The sequence below is a fragment of the Microcoleus sp. D2_18a_D3 genome (assembly GCF_036702455.1).
GTDB lineage: Bacteria > Cyanobacteriota > Cyanobacteriia > Cyanobacteriales > Microcoleaceae > Microcoleus.
The window spans coordinates 1-21,408 of record NZ_JAUBTK010000064.1 but is presented as its reverse complement, the minus strand read 5'-3'; the positions used below and the strand labels follow the sequence as shown (position 1 = coordinate 21,408).

Sequence of the window (21,408 nt, the reverse complement as noted above, 5' to 3'; positions counted from 1 at the left end):
TTGTGAGTACAAATGACAGCAAACCATCGGTTTTTATTGTTACCGGAATGCACCGTTCCGGTACGTCTTTAACAGCTTCTTTGTTTCAGAAAGTTGGGGTTGATATTGGCAAAAAGTTAGTGGGTCCGGCTGACGGAAATGTGAAAGGTCATTTCGAGAATGTTGATTTTGTGGAGTTTCACAAAAGTGTGTTGCGATCGCACGGTATTGATGAACTCGGATGTACGTTGGAAAAAACGATTCCGGTAGCAGCAGAATACGTGGAAATCGCCAAACGCGCGATCGACCAAAATCAACTTCCTCACAAACATTGGGGTTGGAAAGACCCGCGAACAGCCCTTTTTTGGGATTTTTGGCTGACTTTGCTCCCCGAACCTAATTTTATCTGTGTTTATCGATCGCCCTGGGAAGTAGTCGATTCCCTTTACCGCCGGGGAACAGATGTCAGCTTGCTGCAAAATCCCGAAATGGCAGTAAAAATGTGGATTCACTACAATCAAAAAGTTTTAGAACTTTACGAACGTTTCCCCCATCGCTGTCTCCTAGCCAACGTTTACCCCATCGGCAACACTCCTGAACTTTTCCTCGATCGAGTCAACGAAAAATTTAATGTTAACTTAGGTGCAATACCGGGCGACAATTTTGAAGAATCTTTATTAGTCAACGATATTGTCAAAAGTCACAGACCGAGTTTAATAGAAAAATATTTTCCCGAAGCATTAGAACTCTATGAACTTTTGGAAACCCAAGCTGGCAATCTGAGCAGCGAATCGAAAGATGCGATCGATCAAGTTATTCATTTCCCAGCCTCTCCAGTCTGGCCATTTGAAGATTGGCTAAAAATCCGCTTGCTGGAAAAACAGCAAAAAACTAGCTCTTCCGAACTCAAACAGTGGCAAGAACAATTTCACCAGGCCCAGGCGAAAGTGTTGGGATTAGAGACAGAATTAGGAGCAACTCAAGTACAGCTTGCAGGCAAAGAAGCAAATTTTCAAGAAGCTTTAGCAAAACTCCTCGGATTAGAAACAGAATTAGGACAAACTCAGGTACAGCTTGCAGGCAAAGAATCGCAATTTCAAGAAGCTTTAACAAAAGTCTTAAAATTAGAAGCAGAATTAGGGGAAACTCAGGTACAGCTTGCCGGCAAAGAATCGCAATTTCAAGAAGCGTTAGCGAAACTCCTCGGATTAGAAACAGAATTAGGACAAACTCAGGTACAGCTTGCCGGCAAAGAATCGCAATTTCAAACAGCTTTAGCGAAAGTATTAGAATTAGAAGCAGAATTAGGGCAAACTCAGGTACAATTTGAAGAGACTGAATTTATCTTGCAGCAAAAGTTAGCTGAGTTACTTCAGTTAGAAACCGCACAAAGTCAAAATCAGGAAAAATTAAAGGATACTCAAGAAAAATTAGAAAACTCCCGCCATGAAAATGAAAATTTTCGCACCGAACTTGCTATAATCAAGTCTTCAATATGGTGGCAAGTGAGAGAAAAGTTGTGGGAAGTTCAGCGCAAAATCCGCGACTGGTTCCCTAAATTTATTTTTTCGTTAGATCGACCCACTACTTGGCAAGTTTGTGATTCCAACCTGCTAATTGTGGGCTGGGTTTTTAACCAAAAAAGAGAGACTACAGCAGTCCGCGCCAGAATTAAAGACCAGAGTTTCCCAGGCGTTTACGGCATAGATAGAAGTGATATAGCGCTAGCACACTCTAATATTCCGGCGGCGCAGAAATCAGGTTTTACAATTCAATTGGAAGCGCCTGCGGGACGGCACGAAGTGCTACTGGAAGCGCAAGACGATCGAGGTAAATGGCATTTGTTGGCAGCTTATCCGTTGTTAGTTTCAACGATTCAAGCATCGTTAGATGTACCGGTGGTGTGGGAACAGCGTCAGGGTCAAATTTTATTTGCCGGTTGGTGCTGCCACCACGATCGCAAAATTGCTAAATTAAGCTTGTTGTGCGGCGATACTTCTGTAGAATGCGCCTACGGTTTACGGCGAAAAGATGTCGGCGAAGTGTTCCCAGACTGGGTTAACAGTTCGGAAAGCGGTTTTGAGGCCCTTGTCGATTTGCCGCCTGGGGAATGGCACGTTTCTCTGCAAGCTGAGTTAGAAACCGGGGAAATTTTGTCTTTTCAAGCGCCGAAAAAATTGACTGTGCGGCGCTACCATATCTGGCAGCGAAGTGCAGATAAGTTTGAGGAGTTATCAAGGTTTACAGCCGCAATTCAGCAGCGGGCGAGGGAAAGAAAACAGCGTCTTGGTAGAATTTTGCCTCTGCCCTGGGAAATTGTGAAAGTGCTCCGCCAGTTGGGGAAGATTTATCGGCAGCAAAAACAGTTTAGTGCGCCGGGGGATTTACTGCCACCTGCGGGTTTTGTGGTGCCTCAACCTATTGATAGGTATGACGCTTGGCTGGATGTGAATCAGTGGAACGATCGCGCGCGCGATTACTTGATTTCTCGGTTAAAATCCTGCCAGGAACCCCTGCCAAAAATTTCGGTAGTAATGCCAGTTTACAACCCGCAGATAGATTTTCTCGAAAGTGCGATCGACAGCGTAATCAATCAAGTTTATCCAAACTGGGAACTCTGCATTGCCGATGATTGCAGCACCGAATTTACTGTTGCTGAAAATTTGAAAAGCTGGGCCCAAAAGGACGATCGTATCCGCATCACATTTCGTACAGAAAACGGCAACATCAGTGCCGCAACCAACAGCGCAGCCGCCCTCGCAACAGGCGACATCATCCTGTTTTTAGACAACGACGACGAACTAACTCCCGACGCATTAGGCGAAGTCGCCTTATATTTTGCAGCGCATCCAGCCACCGATTTTCTCTATTCCGACGACGACAAAATCGACACTAAAGGTCGCCGATTCGCCCCGCAATTCAAACCGGAATGGTCGCCGGAACTGCTGCTTTCCTATATGTATCTCGGTCATTTGTGCGCTGTCAGAAGACACATTTTTGAACAAATAGGCGGTTTGCGGATAGGTTTGGAAGGCTCGCAAGATTACGATTTTGCCTTAAGAGCAACCGAAATTTCTCGCCACGTCGCGCACCTGCCGCTAGTGCTGTATCACTGGCGAACCGCACCCGGTTCTACAGCCATATCTGGGGCCGCGAAACCCGCCAGCTTTGCCGCAGGTCAACAAGCCATTCAAGACGCACTAAACCGCCGAAAAATTAACGGCAATGTCGCTCAGCACGCATGGGCAGTTAAAGAAAATCTGGGCATATTTGCCCAGGAGTTCCCGGATAACGGCCCATCAGTAACGGTAATTATTCCTACTAAAAATCAGCTTAAGTTGCTCAAAGCCTGTTTAGATTCTCTGGAAAATACCACATACAAAAATTTTCAAGTTGCCGTTATCGACAACGAAAGCGACGATCCTAAAACTCTGGAATATTTAAACCAATTAAATTGCCAAGTTTTGAGGATAAAAAATCCTGGGGGCAAGTTTAGTTTTGCAGCAATTAACAACCGCGCGGCCGAACAAGTTGATAGCGAATATGTGTTGTTTTTGAACAACGATACTGAAGTAATTAACCCGCGCTGGCTGAGTCAAATGGTGGGATATGCTCAAATTTCCGCAGTGGGTGCAGTCGGCGCGCGGCTTTTATATCCAGACGGCAGAATTCAGCACGCGGGCGTAATTCACGGGCTGCATCACGGTTTGGCGGGTCACGCTTTTAAGCTGATGAACAGCGAAAATCGAGGCTATCTTTCTCAGGCGATGGTGACGCGAAATTACTCTGCGGTAACAGCGGCTTGCATGATTACTCCGCGTCAATTGTTCTTAGAATTGGGCGGTTTTGATGAGGAGAATTTTGCTGTTGCTTACAATGATGCAGATTACGGATACCGACTGTTAGAACGCGGTTATCGCTGCGTATATTGTCCCGATGCGGAGTTGTTGCACAAAGAGGGAACTTCTAGGGGTTTTACCGACAATCCTCAAGAAGTGGCGGCTTTTAGGCGTAAGTATGCGGGCAAAGATGACAGTTTTTACAGTCCTCACTTGTCTTTAGAAGATGAGTATTTTCATATTCAACCTCGACGGGTTTTTATGAAGGAAGAAGGTTCGGCAACGGATTTTGTAACGGATGTAACGGATGTAACGGATGTAATAGATAAGGAAGAAGTAAAATTTAATGATTCTGGTTTGTTGATAGCAGAAGCAGAGAATTTGATTCATCCTATCAGAGTTTTGATGTGCAGCAATTCGCTGGATTTTACGGGGGCGCCGCTGCATCAGTACGAAATTGCAGTGAAATTAGCGGCTGAGGGTGTGATTAAGCCGATCGTACTTTGCGTAACAGACGGGCCCCTGCGTCAAGCTTACGAACAGCAGGGAATTGAAGTAATTGTGCGCGACAATCCTCTCGAACACATCTACCAGCGCGATGCTTATGATGAAGCCATCCGCAGTTTTAGCACAGAAATTGCCAGTTTAAAAGTAGATGCAATTTATGCCAATACTTTAGAAAACTTTTTTGTAATTGATGCCGCACGGCAAATCGGAATTCCGGCGGTGTGGAACGTCCACGAAAGCGAACCTTGGCAAACTTATTTTAACAGGTTTGGTTCGGAGATTGCGGCGAGAGCTTTAGAGTGTTTTCGCTTTCCTTACAAAGTTATTTTTGTGGCAGATGCAACGCGGGACAGGTATTTGCCTCTCAACAGCCACCACAATTTTACAGTGATTCACAACGGCTTAGATTTGAGCAAACTGGAAAATTCGGAGAATTCTGAATTGGCTAGAAAAACTTTAGGTGTTGCAGCGGAAGATGTGGTCATTTTGCTGCTGGGAACGGTATGCGAACGCAAAGGACAGCAGGATTTAGTTAAGGCACTTTCACTTTTGCCTGAGAAATGGCACAATACAATTAGGTGTTTTCTTGTGGGCGATCGCCCGAGTATTTACAGCAATAAATTAGCCGAGTTGGTGGGGGAATTGCCAGCCGAGTTGCGGCTAAGGGTGACAGTAGTCCCGGAAACTGGTGAGACGGGAAAATATTACAAAGCCGCTGATATTTTTGTTTGCACTTCTCGCGTCGAAAGTTTTCCAAGAGTGATTTTGGAGGCGATGGCTTGCGATTTGCCAATTATTACAACGCCCGTTTTTGGGATTAAAGAACAAGTGCGACCGGGAATTAACGGTTTGTTTTACACGCCCGATCGCCCAGAAGAACTAGCGGCATCACTGCATAGTTTATTGGAAGATAAATCTTTGCGGCAACGGTTAGCAGAAAATGCTAAATATGTGTTAGAGTCGTTGAATAGTTTTGCAGAAATGACTCAAGCTTATGGTCAAATTTTTAGAGAAGGTTATTTTACTCCTAAAAAGTAATCCTTCAATACTCACTGGTAAAAAAGTAGGGCGTCAAATTTCGATCAGCAGGGAAGAGAACACCTCCAAGGAATTAACAGCTAAAAATTACTGGGAGAGTAACCCAACAGCCGCAATTGGGAAGCAGGGTTACTGGTTGTCTAATCCGATTATCGAAAAAGCTATAAACCATCGGCTGTCAGGTGGTAAGAGTCACGGTTACTGGCTAACCTGGTTAGTCAAAAATTATTTCAAAAATCGACGGTTCGATCGTCTTTTGTCTATTGGTTGCGGAGTGGGAAATCACGAAATTCTCATGGCTAAATTAGGATTAGCAACTCAAATTGATGCCTTTGACTTTTCCGAAAGTTCTTTAGAAATTGCTAGAAAAGATGCCGCAGCAGCGGGAGTAGAGATTAATTTTTATCAAGATGACTTTAATTTTTTTGCGATTGATGATAAGAAAAAATACGATCTAGTTTTTTGCTCGGGTTCGCTGCATCACGTCAAAGAACTAGAACGATGTTTATCAATTGTTCGGAACTGTTTAAAACCCGATGGATATTTTATTGTCAATGAATACATAGGAGATTGCTACAATATATATAATCAAGCTCAAGAGGATGTGATTAATCGCATTTACAAATGTTTTCACTACACGCTAAGGTCGGGAACAACTGAAAAATTTTCTAGTCCAAGTATTGAGAAAGTATTGGCGAGAGACCCTTCAGAAGCAGTCCGGTCAAAGCTGATACTTCCGTTTTTAGAATTCTACTTTGATGTGGAAGTGTTGAATCTAGCCGGTGGGGGGTTGCTTCACGAACTTTACCCTTTTTTAGATCACGCTCGACTTTCAGACGGAGAACCAAAGAGTGAAACGATCGTCCAGTTATTGCTGGAGATTGAACAAATCTTAATGGAGCAGCCGGGAGGACTATCAAGCGACTTTTGTTTGTGTATTCTGAGACAGAAAAAAAAAAAATGGAAATAATACCGCCTAAAATAGATTACGAAGAAGCTTGGGATAGCTACGCCCAAGAATGGAAAAACAATAATCCTGAACTCGCTTATTTGGGCGATGAATGGATAGGGAAAGGTGCCGGTGCGGCTAACTCGCTATCAGAATATGAATCCTTGATAGAACAGCAATTTATTGCACCGTACATCAAACAAGAACATACGGTTTTAGAAATTGGTATCGGTGGCGGAAAAACAGGTTCGCTGTTGCTGAAATATTGCGATCGACTAATTTGTGCCGACATTTCCAGTCAAATGCTGCAAGCGGCCCGATCGCGCTTGGGAGACGATCGCGTTTCTTACGTAAAACTCGACGGTTTAACATTAGACGGCATCGCTCCAGGTTCAGCCGATGTCTGCTTTTGTTACGATACAATGGTACACGTAGAGCCAGTAGATATATTCAACTACCTGACTCGAATTCCCAAACTGCTGCGGGGCGATCGAATTTGCGTCTTTCACCACGGGAATATTCTCAGCGAATTAGGGTGGCAAAAATTCGCCAGCGAGTGGGACAAAAACCTGCTGGGACGCAGAGACGGCACTGCATTTTCAGTTATGACTGATACAATTATGGAAAAATTTCTCCATCATTTAAACTATGAAATTATCCTGAAAAATACATCTTCAGTACCGCGAGATTGTGTCTGGATCTGCAAAGCACCAACCCCCAATGAATAAAACCAAAGCTTTTTAGTCGCCTCAAAATATTTTATTCCAACTAACAACAGAAAACAGTCAACAGTCAACAGACAACAGACAACTGACAATGAAAGCATTATTTCTCCATCCCAACTTCCCCGCCCAATACCGCCACATTATCACGGCTTTAGGCGCAGATCCCAAAAATCAAATTGTTTTCGGCACTAAAAACGAGCGCCCAGAGTGGAACATTCCCGGCGTGCGGAAAGCAGCATTTACCCCCAGCCGGGAACCCCACGCGCAGACTCACCAATACGTCCGCCCTTTAGAAAGTGCCGTCATCTACGGACAAGCCGTATTTAGAATGGCAGAACAACTCAAAGCAGACGGTTTCGTACCCGATATTATCTGCGGACATTCCGGTTGGGGGCCGACATTGTTTGTCAAAGAAGCTTTTCCAAATACACCGCTTTTGTGCTATTTCGAGTGGTTTTATCATGCTATTGGTTCCGACGCAGATTTCGACCCAGCGGAACCTTTAACAGTTGACGATATGGCCAGAATTAGAATCAAAAATGCGCCGATTTTGATCGATTTATACTCTTGCGATTGGGGTTTGTCCCCCACTTATTGGCAGCGATCGCAATTTCCCCCAGAATTACAACAAAAATTATCCACACTCCACGACGGCGTAGATACCGATTACTTCAAACCAGACCCCGGTGCTAAACTGGTTTTGCCTAACTTAGACTTGTCTGGCGTTGATGAAATTGTCACCTACGTATCGCGGGGAATGGAACCTTACCGAGGTTTTCCCGAATTCATTGAGTCGATCGCCTATGTACAAGAACGCCGCCCCAACTGTCACGTCGTAATCGTTGGTTCAGAAAGAGTTTGTTATGGGCGTTCTTTACCCAACGGCGAGTCTTACAAAGACCATATGCTCAAAAAAGTACCCCTAGACTTGTCGCGAGTTCACTTTGTCGGGCCCCTACCTTACGGGCTTTATCTAAAAGTAATTCAAGCATCCGACGTACACGTTTATTTGACCCGACCTTTTGTGCTATCTTGGTCAATGATTGAATCTCTATCAACCGGATGTTTAGTAATCGGTTCCGACACAGGGCCAGTCAGAGAAGTTATCCGCGACGGAGAAAACGGTTTGCTAGTCGATTACTTCTCACCGAAACAAGTAGCCGATCGCATTGATGAAGTTTTAGACCATCCTACCCGCATGGCAGACATTCGCATCAAAGCCCGTCAAACCGCCCTAGAACGCTACAGTTTAGCTAAAATGCTGCCACAACATTTACAACTGATCGAGCAAGTAGCAAATCGTTCCATGCCGCCTACAGTTGGCATGGAACCAGAACGGGAATTAGCAGCATCTTTTGCAGTGAGAATTTAGCAATAAAGGGTAGTCCTGCATAGTCAGGACTACGCCAATTTTAACAGGAAGAAATGGCTGTACTTGCTTGAAAGTACCGATTTTTGTTACTATTGTTAAAACCCAACTAAATTCCCATGAAATCAACTACTAGGGCGCTGAAAGAATGGAATGTAGCAGTTAATGCTTTGGAACAAGGTCAAACCATTGTGCTGTTGCGGAAGGGGGGAATTCGCGAGCAAGCAGGACAGTTTAATGTCACTGACAAACAGGTTTTGCTGTATCCAACTTTTGAACACCAACAGCCGGATTTATTAAAGCCGGAGTTTGCACATCAAGTCAATACTGTTGAATCTGGTTGGCATCCTGAAGTTATTAGAATTGGTAGTTGGGCGGAGATTACTGATGTTTTTTTGGTAGCTTGGGAACCGGCAATTACTGCGCTATTTCCGTACCATATTTGGAATGAAAAATTTGTCAGTGACCGCCTGAAATGGAAACAAACTCAGCCAATTTATATTTTCTTGCTGCGGGCTTATCGCCTTGCAGAAATCCGCGAAATTCCCTACATTCCTGAATACGGCGGTTGCCGTTCTTGGATCGATTTGGCAGATGCTATTTCCCTGGAGGGAAGCCAAGCTGTTTTGAGCGATCGAGAGTACATTGAACGCTCAAATGAAATCCGCAATCTGATAGCGAATCCTGCGAATGCTTCTGGTTCGCAGAGAGTGACAACGCTGACGGAAGGTAGCCAGAATTTTAGTCCTCATTAATAGTTTTTAAGGTACTTTTAGAGAGGCGCGCTTCTACCAAACCCAGCCCAAAATCCGCAGCTAAGGCCATTAAAGCAGCCGGAATTGCCCCAGCCAAAAGTAACTGATTGTTGACGGTAGCAACGCCACGGAAAATAAACACCCCCAAGCCACCCGCGCCAATTGCTGCGGCGATTGTAGCAAGTCCGATCGCAATTACAGCAGCAACTCGCACCCCCGCCAGAATCACGCCCAGTGCCAGGGGAATTTCCACTTGCCATAACAGTTGCATATCAGTCATCCCCATGCCTCTTCCGGCTTCCGTAATCGCTGGATCGACCCCGACAATACCAGTATAAGTATTGCGGATAATTGGCAGTAAAGAATACAGAGTGAGGGCGATAATTGCCGTGCGATCGCCTATTCCCCCCAATACCGGCACAGGGATTAGCAAGCCAAACAAAGCTAAACTAGGAATTGTTTGCATAATATTAGCAAACCCCAAAATTGGCTTTTTCAATTTTGGTTTTCTCGTGGCTAAAATTCCCAGGGGAATCCCCACAATAAGAGCGATAAAAATTGCAACAGTTACTAAATATAAGTGTTCACTGGCGCGCTGAATTATCTCAGCGCCATAGCGGTTGATAAATTGCATCATGTGGGAATTAGTAATTAGGAATTCGGAATTGTAAATTATGGTATAATCGAATATCTCGTAGGAGTGGGTTCACCAATATATTTAATTTCCCGCCATCAGCTTCAAAAAGCGACCCATAGCCATAAACGAATGATGCGATCGCACATCATATTATTACCCCGTCCCGGGTAATTGCAAACATTCAAGAAATGCCCCAGCTTCTGGATGCTGAGATTTGAGAAAATCATCAGGTGTTGCCAATTCAACCAACCGTCCGTCTTGCATCAAACCAATTCTAGAAGCTAACAAAAAAGCTTCTTGAATGCTGTGAGTCACAAAAATCACAGTTTTGCCGAGTTGCTGTTGCAATTGACCGAATTCCCGCTGCAATTCCAGACGAGTAATCGGGTCTAAAGCACCAAACGGTTCATCCATTAACAATATCGGAGGGTCAGCCGCCAGTGCTCTAGCGACGCCTACCCGCTGCCGCTGTCCGCCGGATAACTGATGGGGATAGCGTTTGGCGAAGTGCTGGGGGTCGAGGTTGACTAATTCTAACAGTTGGCGGACGCGAGATTGAATACGAGCGCCCTCCCAACCTTCTAATTTTGGCACTAAACCGACGTTTTGCTCGACGGTAAAATGGGGAAACAAACCGATTTCTTGAATCACATAACCAATTTTTCGGCGCAGTTGAATTGGGTTCCACTGAGTTGTCGGTTTTCCCATGACAAGAACTTCGCCGCTGCTTGGCGTTAGTAAATTGTTAATCAATTTCATGGTAGTAGTTTTGCCACTACCGCTGCGTCCCAGCAATACTAAAACTTCTCCTTGCAGCACTTTGAAATTGAGTTGGTCTACTAAATGCCTGCGGTTGAGGCGATATGTCACGTCGAGGCATTCGACAGCAACTTCATTATTGAGAGGCATGATTAGTTCCGGTGATTTGGGTTTTCAGGAATTTTAGGACTTACAGACAAGGGGCTAGAAACCAGGTTTTTTTCTTAGATAATTTGCTGCTGAACCCAAGATTTGGCAGAGAAACCTGGTTTATAAGCGTAAGTCCTAAAATTCAAATCAGCGAGCATCGGGGGACAATTCCCCAATCTAAAATCTAAAATCTAAAATCTAAAATCTAAAATCGACTTGATTTTGCCATTCTAGCAGTAAGGCTCGACATTGGAGGCAAGTTAATTTTTTGAGCAAGTCGCGAATTCCGTCTGGGGTGACAGGATATTCAGCACCGATAAGTTCGGGGCTTACTGTTGCTGTAGGGTGCAATTCTGCAACAAAACCGTAGAGTTTTTGATTGGAGAAGGAACTGTTTATTGCCCAGCCAAGGGTGTTGATCGGTTCGATGCGGGCGATCGCACTTTCTGTCACGCCTAGCTCTTTTTTGAGTATAGCTGGAACTTCCGCTGCTGGTGTGGCTTCCGCTTCTACGCGACCGCCGGGAAAATCCAGGGTTGCTTCTGCCACGCCGGGGCGATACATCGGTGGGGGAAACAGCAATTTGTCAGCTTGAATGGTCAAGATTACAACTGAATCTGCTCTTTCTACTCGCCAATATTCTACTGTTTTTCCTTCTGTTGTTTCGAGATGTTCCGCGATTAGTTTTACCCAACGTGAGTTGATTTCTACAAAGCGGTCTAGAGTTTTCCACTGGGATTTTGCAGTTGGGTTCATGTCAGAATTTTTGAAATAAATCAGATGTTTTTTGCTATGGTAGGCGATTTTTGCCGAGCTGAACAATAGCCGATCGACCTTTTCAGCTTTGAGCCAGTTTTTTCCTCTCGATTGTAAATTTTTGCTACAACGTTACACATTCGCATAGATAATTCCGTAACATAGACTACATAATCAAAGTTTATCTGCGCCTTTGCTCTGCGTTGTTTCAACCGGGCCCTGGTGCAGACTCTTAGCTAGACAGGAGTAATTATGCAACTGCAAACAGATATTCGTACTTGGCAATCCCAACCAACGCCCGGAAGCTTCGCCAGTGTCCGCGACTGGGAAAGATTTGGCTGCGCCGTACCTGCACCAAAATTGGCTCCTTCTATGTGGGTTAAATTGTTCAATCCGCCAACCGCATTCAGCTTTGACGAAGCGTGGCTGTTGTGTGAATCTTCGGAAGAACAGTGGCTAGCTTGGATTCCTGATTATGGCGAAATTTTACTGAGTACACATGAATTTTGCGCTACTAAATCGTGAATTACGCAGACAAACTTTCATAAACCAGGTTTTAAAATCCATATCCCTCGGGTTCCACGGGATTTTTTGGAAAAAATCTGGTTTCTGCGTAATTATGTCGTTTGCAGTGAGGAATGCAAGTCCTTATCACAGTTTAAGGACTTGCATTCCTCACTACAAACCTCTTCTATGATGTCATTTCAGCCGATATCATAGAAGCCCTAATAGATATTAATTGAAATTTCGCCAACAAAAAGAGCAATAGGTTTTCTATTGCTCTTTTTGTTCAAAAACACTCTCTAGTTTTTATCTTTAAGATAGCGGAAGTTATATCAACTGGCCTCGATTGACCCCAATATCGCTGCGGTGACGGGTTTACTGTATCGATGATTGCATGGGAGATATTGGTGAACCCGCCCTTACAGCAATTACGGTCAATTTAGCCCCCATGATATTGCTGGCTTATTTGCAAACTGCACGGTTATTTGCGTTTCTGACAATCGTGCCTACTCTACCATTAATCTGAATCGGGTTCTTAGTGCTGGCTCGAATCAAGAGTGGTTGTTTGGCGAGACATTCTCTGATTGATGCTGCCCAGGCGGTGAGAGCACTGGTGTATTCTGTACGACCCGCTGGGGCGCGAAACTGATCGGTAATTAGGAAATCCGAGGTGATGCTAGTGTCAGTACCAACATTGGTAATAATTGGAAAGTCAAAGGCTCTGGGCAACGTTCTGTCCTGGATTCTGCCCGGTACCAACTGGTAATTCTTCGAGCCACCCTTGTAGTCAATACCTGCTTGAGGGCTGGTGGGAGGGCTTGTTTGAGCCAATGCGGGAACAGGCAAGCTTGCTACCAAAACGGTGCAGCAACTCCAAAATAATTTCGATTTCATCTGATTCATCTCCTCAACTTTATGACGATTAGCACTAATTTAGGTAGGCTCAAAAGACACTAGCTTTTATTGAGAAAGCGCCTGATGATATTCAGCTTTTGAGTTTGAGTTCAACTTACCTAAGTTATTACCAAACATCTTCAAAAATGTTAAAACTGGTTGGCCTGACAAACTGTAGAAAAGTTTCAGTTGAGTTAGATATTTACACATCTGAAGTTGTTACAGCATTGGGGAGTCGGTTTTACCAGAATGATTCATTTTTGAGCGATGTCATTGGAACTTTATCAAATTTTGTCTCAGATATCAAGTTTTGCCGATCGCGTATCACGTTTTAACACTGGTTTGCGGCTCGATCGAGCTTTGAGTGTTGCGGGCGATAGCAGGACGAGAAAGATGCTACAGTGCATTGATGGGCGTTTGAGTATTTTCAGGCGACAATAGACAGAGAAGGGGCTTGAAAATAGGTGATTTTGGTGGAAGATAGTAAATTTATCGACGTATCGGACATTATGGGGGTTCCCGCAGCTCCGGCGGGTTACAAATCGGGCTTTGTGGGTATTGTCGGACGCCCGAATGTCGGAAAATCAACGCTGATGAATCAGTTGGTGGGGCAGAAAATTGCGATTACTTCGCCGGTGTCTCAAACGACGCGTAACAGGCTGCGGGGCATCCTGACGACACCTGAAGCACAAATAATTTTTGTAGATACTCCCGGAATTCACAAGCCGCATCACCAATTGGGCAAGGTTTTGGTGCAGAATGCCCGCACAGCGATTCAGTCGGTGGATGTGGTGCTGTTTGTGGTGGATGGTTCGGTGGAATCGGGAGGGGGCGATCGATATATTGTCGAAATTCTCAGCAATTGCAAAGTTCCGGTGATTTTGGGGATGAATAAGTTGGACGAACAACCGGAGGATTCCGTGTTGATTGATCGAACTTACGAGCAAATTGTCAATCCTGAGTGGCCCGTTGTCAAATTTTCGGCTCTCACGGGCGAGGGTGTCGAGCCCCTGCAACAATTGTTAATCGAACATTTGGAGGTTGGGCCTTATTATTATCCGCCAGATTTGGTGACTGACCAGCCGGAACGCTTTATTATGGGCGAATTGATTCGGGAACAGATTTTGCTGCTGACGCGGGAAGAAGTGCCGCATTCGGTAGCAATTGCGATCGACATCGTTCAAGAAGAAGCAAAAATTACTAGGATTCTAGCGACAATTCACGTCGAACGGGATTCCCAAAAAGGTATTTTAATCGGTAAAAGCGGCAGTATGCTCAAGTCGATCGGCAGTGCGGCCCGCGAACAGATTCAAAAGTTAATTGAAGGCAAAGTGTATTTGGAGTTATTTGTCAAGGTGCAGCCGAAATGGCGGCAGTCTCGCACTCGTTTGGCGGAATTGGGCTATCGGGTAGAAGAATAAAGCGAACTGATGGAGCAAATAAGGGCGATCGTTGAGAGATTTTACAACTGAACTTCCCCTCGCAGGCAGAAGTTCAGTTTAAATCATTGTCCTAAAAACTCCGCCAGCAACTGTCAACTGTCAACTGTCAATTGTCAACTGTCAACTGTCAACTCTTTAAGGACGTTCGGCAAATTTTTGAACAGCTTTTGGTGCAAAAGCAGCAACTAAAAAAGAAGTTGTAATGTATTTGCCATCAGCATTCTTGCTATTTATTGTGATGACGCCAAACCCAATTGCTGCAATCAGTGCAATAAAACTCATCGCTCGCATTGCCGAGTAGTTTCCATTATTTTCCTGAAAAAATTCAGCCAGATATTGTCCGTTTTCTGCAGAATTTGCTGTAGCTTCAAGGATAGCAGAATGTGTCATTTGATTAACCTCATAAATGATTAAAGCTTAACTAACAGGACTTACGCAACAACCGAGAAATTAAACTTCCGTAGTTGTAAGGTGCGGGTTTCGCACCCTACAATTAGAGTCGGCACGTAAGTCCTATACAAGTGAGATATACCGTTGTTTAGTGCGGTAACTTGCTCAAAGCGTGCCAAGTTCTCGGCCCGACAATTCCATCGGCTGGTAAACCCTTCATCGTTTGGAACTGGATGGTCGCTACTTTGGTCATAACCCCGAAGTATCCGTCAACAAAACCGAAATAGTATCCATTCAATTTCAAGACATTCTGAACAATTTTGACGGCATTACCTGAACTACCAATCATGAGAGTCGGCATATTCACAGGTGCACCAGAGTATAGTGCTTGCCAGGTTAGAGAACCGACAATCCCATCTTCAGCTAAAAAGACGCGGTGTTGATAGCCTTTGACGGCGTTTTCAACATAGATGCCGAAAATACCATCGATCGCACCAAAATAATACCCCCAATGAAATAGAAGCTGTTGTAGTTCCTTGACCGCTTGACCAGTAGAACCCCGCTTTAAAGTGGGTTTCATGATTCCAGATGCTTCAGCAACTGCAAGAGTTGATTGAGAAGTTGTATCGGCGACGACAGCGATAGCTTGATTATTGAGAGTTTTTTCTTCTGTAAACATGATGGGAATCCTCTGTGCATTCGAGTGTTTTCATTTGATATTTCAGGTATAACTGCTGTCTTCGGTGGCTTCACAGTCGCTTTTTATAGTGAAACTTGTGTGAGTTCACACATTTGAGTGTCACTCATTTGAGTTATATGTTTCCGCTTACAGTCGATCGGCAGTGCGGCGCGAGAACAGATTCAAAAGTTAATTGAAGGCAAAGTATATTGGGAGTTATTTGTCAAAGTGCAGCCGAAATGGTGGCAGTCTCGCACTCGTTTGGCGGAATTGGGCGATCGGGTAGAAGAGTGAAACTTTGGCAGTTGGGAGTTGGGGTTCTTCCCTTCTATGAATCAAGAATCGAGCACGACTTTCGCTCTGAGAGAGTTTCATCGGGGCCGAAGAGTCGATACAAACCCCCGCTTTACCACTAGAACGCCATTCCAACAACAGTACACTAAACTGAGAGCAGCCCCATTCGCCCCAGTTGACCTATGCCGCGTTGGTTCAATACTGCTGGCCCCTGCCAAGAAGACATTCATTACGCACTGTCGCCCACGGTACGCTTACCAAGCTTAGAAAGGTTAATCGCTCAACGCAACTATTTCGTCATCCATGCACCCCGGCAAGTGGGGAAAACCACCGCTATGCTGGCGTTAGCCAAACAACTCACCGAAAGCGGACAATACACCGCCGTGATGCTGTCAGTTGAAGTCGGCGCACCCTTCAGTCAAGACATCGCGGGTGCAGAGGATGCCATTCTCGGTGCTTGGCGACGGGCGATTTCGATTCGACTTCCCCCAGAATTGCAGCCGCCTGCTTGGCCATCGTCGGAACCGGGACAGCAAATCGGCGATGTACTCAGCCTGTGGACACAATCTTCTCCTCGTCCTTTGGTGGTTTTCATCGATGAAATTGACGCACTACAAGACCAAGCTTTGATTTCTATTCTGCGCCAATTACGCGATGGTTATCCCAATCGCCCGAAAGCGTTTCCGCAATCGGTGGGTTTAATTGGTTTGCGGGATGTTCGCGATTACAAAGTGGCTGCGGGGGGAAGCGATCGACTCAATACATCCAGTCCGTTTAATATTAAAGTGCGATCGATTACTCTGAGAGATTTTAATGCCTCAGAAGTCGCGGAACTCTACGCGCAACATACCCAAGATACCGGACAAGTTTTTACACCTGAAGCCGTAGCCTTAGCTTTTGAACTGACTCAGGGACAACCTTGGTTAGTGAATGCTTTAGCTAAGGAAATTGTAGAAGAATTAGTTACCGATGAATCTATAGAAATTACACCACAACATATTTTAGAAGCCAAAGAAATTCTAATAAAACGGCAAGATACGCATTTAGATAGTTTGGCAGAACGACTGCGAGAAAACCGAGTCAAAGCCATTATCGAGCCGATGCTAGCCGGACGAGAATTGCCAGAATCTTCTAATGACGATCGCCAATACCTCGTAGATTTGGGCTTGCTCAAACGAGATCCAGCCGGGGGTTTAGTCATCGCCAATCCGATTTATCGAGAAGTGTTGCCGCGAGTTTTGGCGCAAGGGCCGCAAGATAGTTTACCGATTATCCGTCCGAGTTGGTTGAACGATCGCGGCGAACTACTACCAGATGCACTCCTGCAAGCGTTTCTCGCGTTTTGGCTGCAACATGGCGAACCGTTACTCAAAAGTGCATCTTATCCCGAAATAGCCCCGCATTTAGTGTTGATGGCGTTTCTGCATCGGGTGATTAATGGTGGGGGAACGTTGGAACGGGAATATGCGATCGGACGCGACAGAATGGATTTATGTTTGCGTTATGGTGACGTAACATTGGGAATTGAACTGAAGGTTTGGCGAACTCGGAAAGTCGATCCGTTGAGTAAAGGGTTGGAACAGTTAGATGGATATTTGGCTCGATTGGGACAAGATTCTGGTTGGTTGGTGATATTCGATCGTCGCGAGAATGCGCTTGAATTAGAAGAACGATTGAATACTGAAATTCATCTGACACCTATGGGGCGAACCGTTACAGTTATTCGTGCGTGAAGAAGTTGTGATGAATGTCTCAATTTTTGCGATCGCCGAAAGTGTGCGATCGACTCTAATCTAAAATATAATTAAGAAGGGGTTGACATACACGATCGAGCTGCGGTATTACTCGATTATATCCAGTATTGTACCGCAACTGCAATACAATTATTCGATCGCGCACCCATGCAACAAGCTAGTATATCCAATCTTTTCGCCAAACCTCAAACGAGGAGATTCTAAAAAATTCCAACTATGAACTACCGAAACCACATCACGATCGAAGCAAATAAACGCGGTGGTAAGCCTTGTGTACGCGGCTTGCGAATTACGGTTTATGAAGTGCTTGAGTACCTGGCTTCCGAGATGACCGAAGCAGAAATTCTCGACGATTTTCCCGATTTGACGCGAGAAGATTTAAAAGCCTGCATTGCTTATGCTGCTGACCGCGAGCGTCGGTTTATGACTGCGACCTTATCGGCATGAAATTACTTTTTGATGAAAACTTGTCGCCCAAGTTGCCGAATCGTTTGAGCGATATTTTCCCAAATTCGCTTCACGTTCGAGATGTGGGAATGAAAGCAACGATCGACCCAATAGTTTGGGATTATGCAAAAGACAATAATTTGATGATTGTCTCGAAAGACGCGGATATGCACGACCTGAGCTTAGTATTGGGGAATCCACCGAAAGTTATTTGGCTTCGCCTGGGAAACTGTTCGACATTGCAAATTGAAAATTTGCTGCGTCGGGATTTTAACGCGATCGAGTTATTTTATGAAGATGAGACTTTATCGCTGCTTGCTTTATCATAATGCACCGATCGCCGAAAGTGTGCGATCGACTCTAAATGCTCTCTAATCTAAAATCTAATATAGATAGCTTTTTTCAGTGCGGCGGCTTAAGTAATTGAGTCAAATCATGTGGCGAACTCGATCGAGGAAAGGATATTCTGATGGGGAGTAAGAAGCGGTTGACATACGTCATCGATATGCGGTATCTTGAGAATATATGCAGTATTGTACCGCAACTGCAACATAATTATAAGTTATGATGCTGGGCTATCGGTTAGGGCAGCACTTTAAAATTATAGACAGGGCAATTCAAAAGAGTAATTTAAATGACACGTTAGAAGAAAAATGCAGTTTTTGAAGCAAGGTCAACGAAGCTTTATGGGTTCATTAGTTTTGGAACTACAAAGAGATGCGCTTAATCCAGAAATCTCCGTGTTAGTTCTACTAAGAAAAGCTTTGGTTGTTGCAAGGAAACTCAATATTCAGGAGTTTCAGCAATGGGTAGAAAAAGAACTTAATGGCTATCCTGGGAGATCATATCTCCCTCAATATCGCTTCATGTTTGGAGATTTAAAGGCACGTAATCCTTATTAGGGATGGATACCAGTCATAGTTCATTCTCTGATTCACGAGTTCATATCTAAACGACCTGTTCTTCAACCAATCAGTGAAATAGAAACACTTGTTGAAAGTTTGAAGGATAAAAACTCCTCTTTAATTACCAGGCCACCAGCATTGGAATAATTTTTAAGAGAGTACGATGACATTCCATTGGAAATGTAAATACATATTGATATATCACAAGCAAAAGGTGTGCTAGAGGCTGTACGGGATGTCGTTCTTAGCTGGTCATTGAAATTAGAGGAAGATGGGATTTTAGGCGAAGGAAGGACTTTCTCCCAAGAAGAAAAACAGATCGCTGCCAAGAATGATTATAGTAGTGTGATCCAAATCAATATAACACAGTCACAAATGCAAAATTCTTCATCAGAAAGTCAATCAAGCTCAGAATCATTCAGCAATGACCTTCGCAGCCCTCTCGTGTTACAAGCTCCTGAAGTGTTTACAACGGAAAGGCTTATTTTACGCCGCCCTCGTCTCTCAGATGCAGAGGCAATCTTTGAATACGCTAGCGATCCTAAAGTCATTTACTACATGGATTACTGCCCCCGCACTGATGTCAGCGAGGTTATGAAATCTCTTCAGGGCAAGGTCAAACAATGGGAATCAGGCAATTTTTCTTGGGTTCTTATAGTCAAACCTGATGACCGACCCATCGGTACAATCGCCTGTTGTGTAGAAGGTCATGCGGCTGATTTTGGTTATTTGCTAAATCAAAAATATTGGGGACAAGGATATGCAACAGAAGCGGCTGTTGTAGTAGTGCAATGGGCAATCAGCTTGCCAGAAGTTTATCGGGTTTGGGCAACTTGCGATACGGAGAACCTTGCTTCAGTTAAAGTTCTGGAAAAGAGTGGTTTAGTGTGTGAAGGGAGGTTGCGCTGTTATCAGATCCGTCCTAACATTTCAGCAATCCCTAGAGATGCGTTTATGTATGCCAGGGTGCGTGGCGCGAGTTAACACTTCATGGCAGCGGACGGTCGAAAGCCGCTGGTGCTGAGTTCGAGTTTATCTGCCGCCGCATAACTTCACCGTTATGCCGCTCCGTTTTAGTCTCCAGGAAAGTAACCCAACCATTACTCCTTTCAGATTAATGTTGCCGAAAGGTTATTTACATACAGTCATGGACACAATTACCTACAGACTCCCGCAGATTGGAGACGAGTATCAAATCAGTGGTTGTATGTGGGCTGCTGCGGTTCTATGGGAACTTACAGATGGTACACCAGAAAGTGTTGCCGAATGGCTACAGATTTGTCATCCAGAGGAATTAAGAGACAGAATCTTGAGTGATGAGAAAACGCTAGTTGCAACGTGGAATGAAATCGTTGTTGGATTTATTGCCTTTAAGAGGGGCAATCATTTGTCATTACTGTTTGTCCGAAGAGAATTTTCTGGGCAAGGAATTGGTCGAGAACTTTTCACCCGATGTAGCTATAATTTGAATGAAGTTACTGTCAACGCCGCAGAAGAAGCAGTTGGCTTTTATCAGAAAGTGAGGTTTAGACAAAGTGGCGATCGCTTTTTTAAGCATGGAATATGGGGAATACCAATGAAATGGAGCAACCTTTCACCCGAAGTCATGGAGTAATCCAATGGAGAACCTATCACTGCTAGCCACACTGCGCGAACTAGAGTGCGAACTTCATCGACCTGAGTGCCGCAGGAATCTAGAGCGCTTGGCCCAGTTGCTTGCTCATGATTTCAAGGAGTTCGGTCGCTCAGGAGCAACATATACGCGCGATTATGAACTGATGTCATTGCCAAGTGATCCGGAGCTACCGCAGGTTCACGCTCAAGACTTTGTTGTGAACAAGCTCTCAGACTCGATCGCGTTACTCACCTATCGAGATGCTCATGTGAATCCATCAGGAGAGTTGTTCCGTCACACTAACCGCTCGTCGATTTGGCGGTTAGATTCATCAGGTTGGCAAATGGTGTTTCATCAGGGTACGCCTACAGACCCTTTTGACCAATCTGCGATCTAAGAACCGCAGTGCAACGGAACTTTGAAGTATGCTGTTTTTAGCAGAAGTTATCTCCGTCCGGTGATTGCGAACATTAGATTGCACTATTGCAGGAAAGCTAAGGTGGGGCTTACATTTCGACTACTTGAGAAGGAACAGGCACTGGCAATCTTGGACTGGCGCTACACTTTTCCGTATGACTACTACAACTTTGATGCCAATACTCTTCAAGAGGACTTGTGCTATCTGCTTGATTCAAGAAACGCCTTTTATGCGATCTTAAACTTGCAAGAAGAACTCGAAGGCTATTGCTCTTTCGGCTCAGATGGTCAAGTGCCAGGTGGAGACTACAGCGAGAAAGCCCTTGACATTGGTATAGGCATACGACCAGATTTGGTAGGTCAAGGACGTGGAAAATATTATGCTCAAGCTGTCGCGGAATATGGGGCACAGCACTATGGGATGCAGCAGTTGCGCGTGACGATCGCGGGCTTTAACAAGCGGGCACAACGAGTGTGGGAGCAGTTAGGATTTGAGCAGGTTGAGAAGTTTGTAAAAATTGGTAGTGATACCATTTTTTTAAAGATGTGATAGACTTATGTAAGAAGTAAAGGAGCCAATAAAAATGTCTGGTCGCCCTAACAT

Annotated in this window: 22 protein-coding genes and 1 pseudogene; 17 read left to right on the top strand and 6 right to left on the bottom strand. The window is 44.6% G+C overall.

Features of this window, described 5'->3' with window-relative positions; all coding sequences use genetic code 11:
- The first annotated feature begins 2 nt into the window (after positions 1-2).
- From QUB06_RS24625 to QUB06_RS24605, 5 genes are all read left to right on the top strand, one after another.
- Complete coding sequence (locus QUB06_RS24625) at positions 3-5,363, top strand: glycosyltransferase (RefSeq protein ID WP_333437513.1); 5,361 nt, start codon at positions 3-5, stop codon at positions 5,361-5,363.
- A 136-nt stretch (positions 5,364-5,499) separates the two neighbouring features.
- Positions 5,500-6,333 (top strand): class I SAM-dependent methyltransferase, encoded by an 834-nt coding sequence (locus QUB06_RS24620; RefSeq protein WP_333437512.1) that lies wholly within the window; start codon positions 5,500-5,502, stop codon positions 6,331-6,333.
- Positions 6,324-7,040 carry a class I SAM-dependent methyltransferase gene (locus tag QUB06_RS24615; RefSeq protein WP_333437511.1) on the top strand — a complete coding sequence of 239 codons (717 nt, stop codon included), beginning with the start codon at positions 6,324-6,326 and terminating at the stop codon, positions 7,038-7,040. Before QUB06_RS24620 ends, QUB06_RS24615 begins: the two co-directional genes overlap by 10 nt.
- Before the next feature lie 88 nt (positions 7,041-7,128).
- Complete coding sequence (locus tag QUB06_RS24610) at positions 7,129-8,409, top strand: glycosyltransferase family 4 protein (protein ID WP_333437510.1); 1,281 nt, start codon at positions 7,129-7,131, stop codon at positions 8,407-8,409.
- A 116-nt stretch (positions 8,410-8,525) separates the two neighbouring features.
- Positions 8,526-9,161 (top strand): DUF1802 family protein, encoded by a 636-nt coding sequence (locus tag QUB06_RS24605; RefSeq protein ID WP_333437509.1) that lies wholly within the window; start codon positions 8,526-8,528, stop codon positions 9,159-9,161.
- Here QUB06_RS24605 and QUB06_RS24600 read toward each other — a convergent pair.
- The 3 genes from QUB06_RS24600 to QUB06_RS24590 form a co-directional block, all read right to left on the bottom strand.
- Positions 9,148-9,798 carry an ABC transporter permease gene (locus QUB06_RS24600; protein ID WP_333437508.1) on the bottom strand — a complete coding sequence of 217 codons (651 nt, stop codon included), beginning with the start codon at positions 9,796-9,798 and terminating at the stop codon, positions 9,148-9,150. The genes QUB06_RS24605 and QUB06_RS24600 overlap by 14 nt on opposite strands.
- A 153-nt stretch (positions 9,799-9,951) precedes the next feature.
- Positions 9,952-10,707 carry an ATP-binding cassette domain-containing protein gene (locus tag QUB06_RS24595; RefSeq protein WP_333437507.1) on the bottom strand — a complete coding sequence of 252 codons (756 nt, stop codon included), beginning with the start codon at positions 10,705-10,707 and terminating at the stop codon, positions 9,952-9,954.
- Positions 10,708-10,905: 198 nt separating this feature from the next.
- Positions 10,906-11,463, bottom strand: coding sequence for an NUDIX hydrolase (locus QUB06_RS24590; RefSeq protein ID WP_333437506.1), 558 nt, complete (start codon positions 11,461-11,463; stop codon positions 10,906-10,908).
- Positions 11,464-11,715: 252 nt separating this feature from the next.
- Between QUB06_RS24590 and QUB06_RS24585 the strand changes: the two genes are divergently transcribed.
- Complete coding sequence (locus tag QUB06_RS24585; RefSeq protein WP_333437505.1) at positions 11,716-11,988, top strand: hypothetical protein; 273 nt, start codon at positions 11,716-11,718, stop codon at positions 11,986-11,988.
- Positions 11,989-12,429: 441 nt separating this feature from the next.
- Here the strand turns inward: QUB06_RS24585 and QUB06_RS24580 are convergent, their stop codons facing one another.
- Positions 12,430-12,861: a hypothetical protein gene (locus tag QUB06_RS24580; RefSeq protein ID WP_333437504.1), complete on the bottom strand. Its 432-nt coding sequence runs from the start codon at positions 12,859-12,861 to the stop codon at positions 12,430-12,432.
- Between the two features lie 267 nt (positions 12,862-13,128).
- On the opposite strand from QUB06_RS24580, the gene QUB06_RS24575 reads away from it, so the two are divergent.
- Both QUB06_RS24575 and era read left to right on the top strand, forming a co-directional pair.
- Positions 13,129-13,302 carry a hypothetical protein gene (locus QUB06_RS24575; RefSeq protein ID WP_333437503.1) on the top strand — a complete coding sequence of 58 codons (174 nt, stop codon included), beginning with the start codon at positions 13,129-13,131 and terminating at the stop codon, positions 13,300-13,302.
- A gap of 68 nt (positions 13,303-13,370) precedes the next feature.
- Complete coding sequence (gene era / locus QUB06_RS24570; RefSeq protein ID WP_199292477.1) at positions 13,371-14,282, top strand: GTPase Era; 912 nt, start codon at positions 13,371-13,373, stop codon at positions 14,280-14,282.
- A gap of 156 nt (positions 14,283-14,438) precedes the next feature.
- Here the strand turns inward: era and QUB06_RS24565 are convergent, their stop codons facing one another.
- Positions 14,439-14,693, bottom strand: coding sequence for a hypothetical protein (locus tag QUB06_RS24565; RefSeq protein WP_333437502.1), 255 nt, complete (start codon positions 14,691-14,693; stop codon positions 14,439-14,441).
- A gap of 148 nt (positions 14,694-14,841) precedes the next feature.
- The gene (locus QUB06_RS24560; protein ID WP_333437501.1) at positions 14,842-15,372 is read right to left on the bottom strand and encodes a peptidoglycan-binding protein; all 531 of its coding nucleotides are present in this window, start codon (positions 15,370-15,372) and stop codon (positions 14,842-14,844) included.
- Between the two features lie 147 nt (positions 15,373-15,519).
- On the opposite strand from QUB06_RS24560, the pseudogene QUB06_RS24555 reads away from it, so the two are divergent.
- From QUB06_RS24555 to QUB06_RS24515, 9 genes and pseudogenes are all read left to right on the top strand, one after another.
- Positions 15,520-15,666: pseudogene (locus QUB06_RS24555) on the top strand (GTPase Era); the annotation flags it as partial.
- Between the two features lie 182 nt (positions 15,667-15,848).
- Positions 15,849-17,399, top strand: coding sequence for an ATP-binding protein (locus QUB06_RS24550; protein WP_333437500.1), 1,551 nt, complete (start codon positions 15,849-15,851; stop codon positions 17,397-17,399).
- Positions 17,400-17,636: 237 nt separating this feature from the next.
- Positions 17,637-17,867 (top strand): DUF433 domain-containing protein, encoded by a 231-nt coding sequence (locus QUB06_RS24545; protein WP_006634608.1) that lies wholly within the window; start codon positions 17,637-17,639, stop codon positions 17,865-17,867.
- Positions 17,864-18,196 carry a DUF5615 family PIN-like protein gene (locus tag QUB06_RS24540; RefSeq protein ID WP_333437499.1) on the top strand — a complete coding sequence of 111 codons (333 nt, stop codon included), beginning with the start codon at positions 17,864-17,866 and terminating at the stop codon, positions 18,194-18,196. Before QUB06_RS24545 ends, QUB06_RS24540 begins: the two co-directional genes overlap by 4 nt.
- Before the next feature lie 324 nt (positions 18,197-18,520).
- Positions 18,521-18,769, top strand: a complete 249-nt coding sequence (locus tag QUB06_RS24535; RefSeq protein ID WP_333437498.1) for an AbiTii domain-containing protein — start codon at positions 18,521-18,523, stop codon at positions 18,767-18,769.
- Positions 18,770-18,958: 189 nt separating this feature from the next.
- Complete coding sequence (locus QUB06_RS24530; RefSeq protein ID WP_333437529.1) at positions 18,959-19,756, top strand: GNAT family N-acetyltransferase; 798 nt, start codon at positions 18,959-18,961, stop codon at positions 19,754-19,756.
- A gap of 163 nt (positions 19,757-19,919) precedes the next feature.
- Positions 19,920-20,387, top strand: a complete 468-nt coding sequence (locus QUB06_RS24525) for a GNAT family N-acetyltransferase (protein ID WP_333437497.1) — start codon at positions 19,920-19,922, stop codon at positions 20,385-20,387.
- A gap of 4 nt (positions 20,388-20,391) precedes the next feature.
- Positions 20,392-20,784, top strand: a complete 393-nt coding sequence (locus tag QUB06_RS24520) for a DUF4440 domain-containing protein (protein WP_333437496.1) — start codon at positions 20,392-20,394, stop codon at positions 20,782-20,784.
- Between the two features lie 102 nt (positions 20,785-20,886).
- Entirely contained in the window at positions 20,887-21,354 is a 468-nt protein-coding gene (locus QUB06_RS24515; RefSeq protein ID WP_333437495.1) for a GNAT family N-acetyltransferase, read from the top strand.
- The last annotated feature ends 54 nt before the right edge of the window (positions 21,355-21,408 follow it).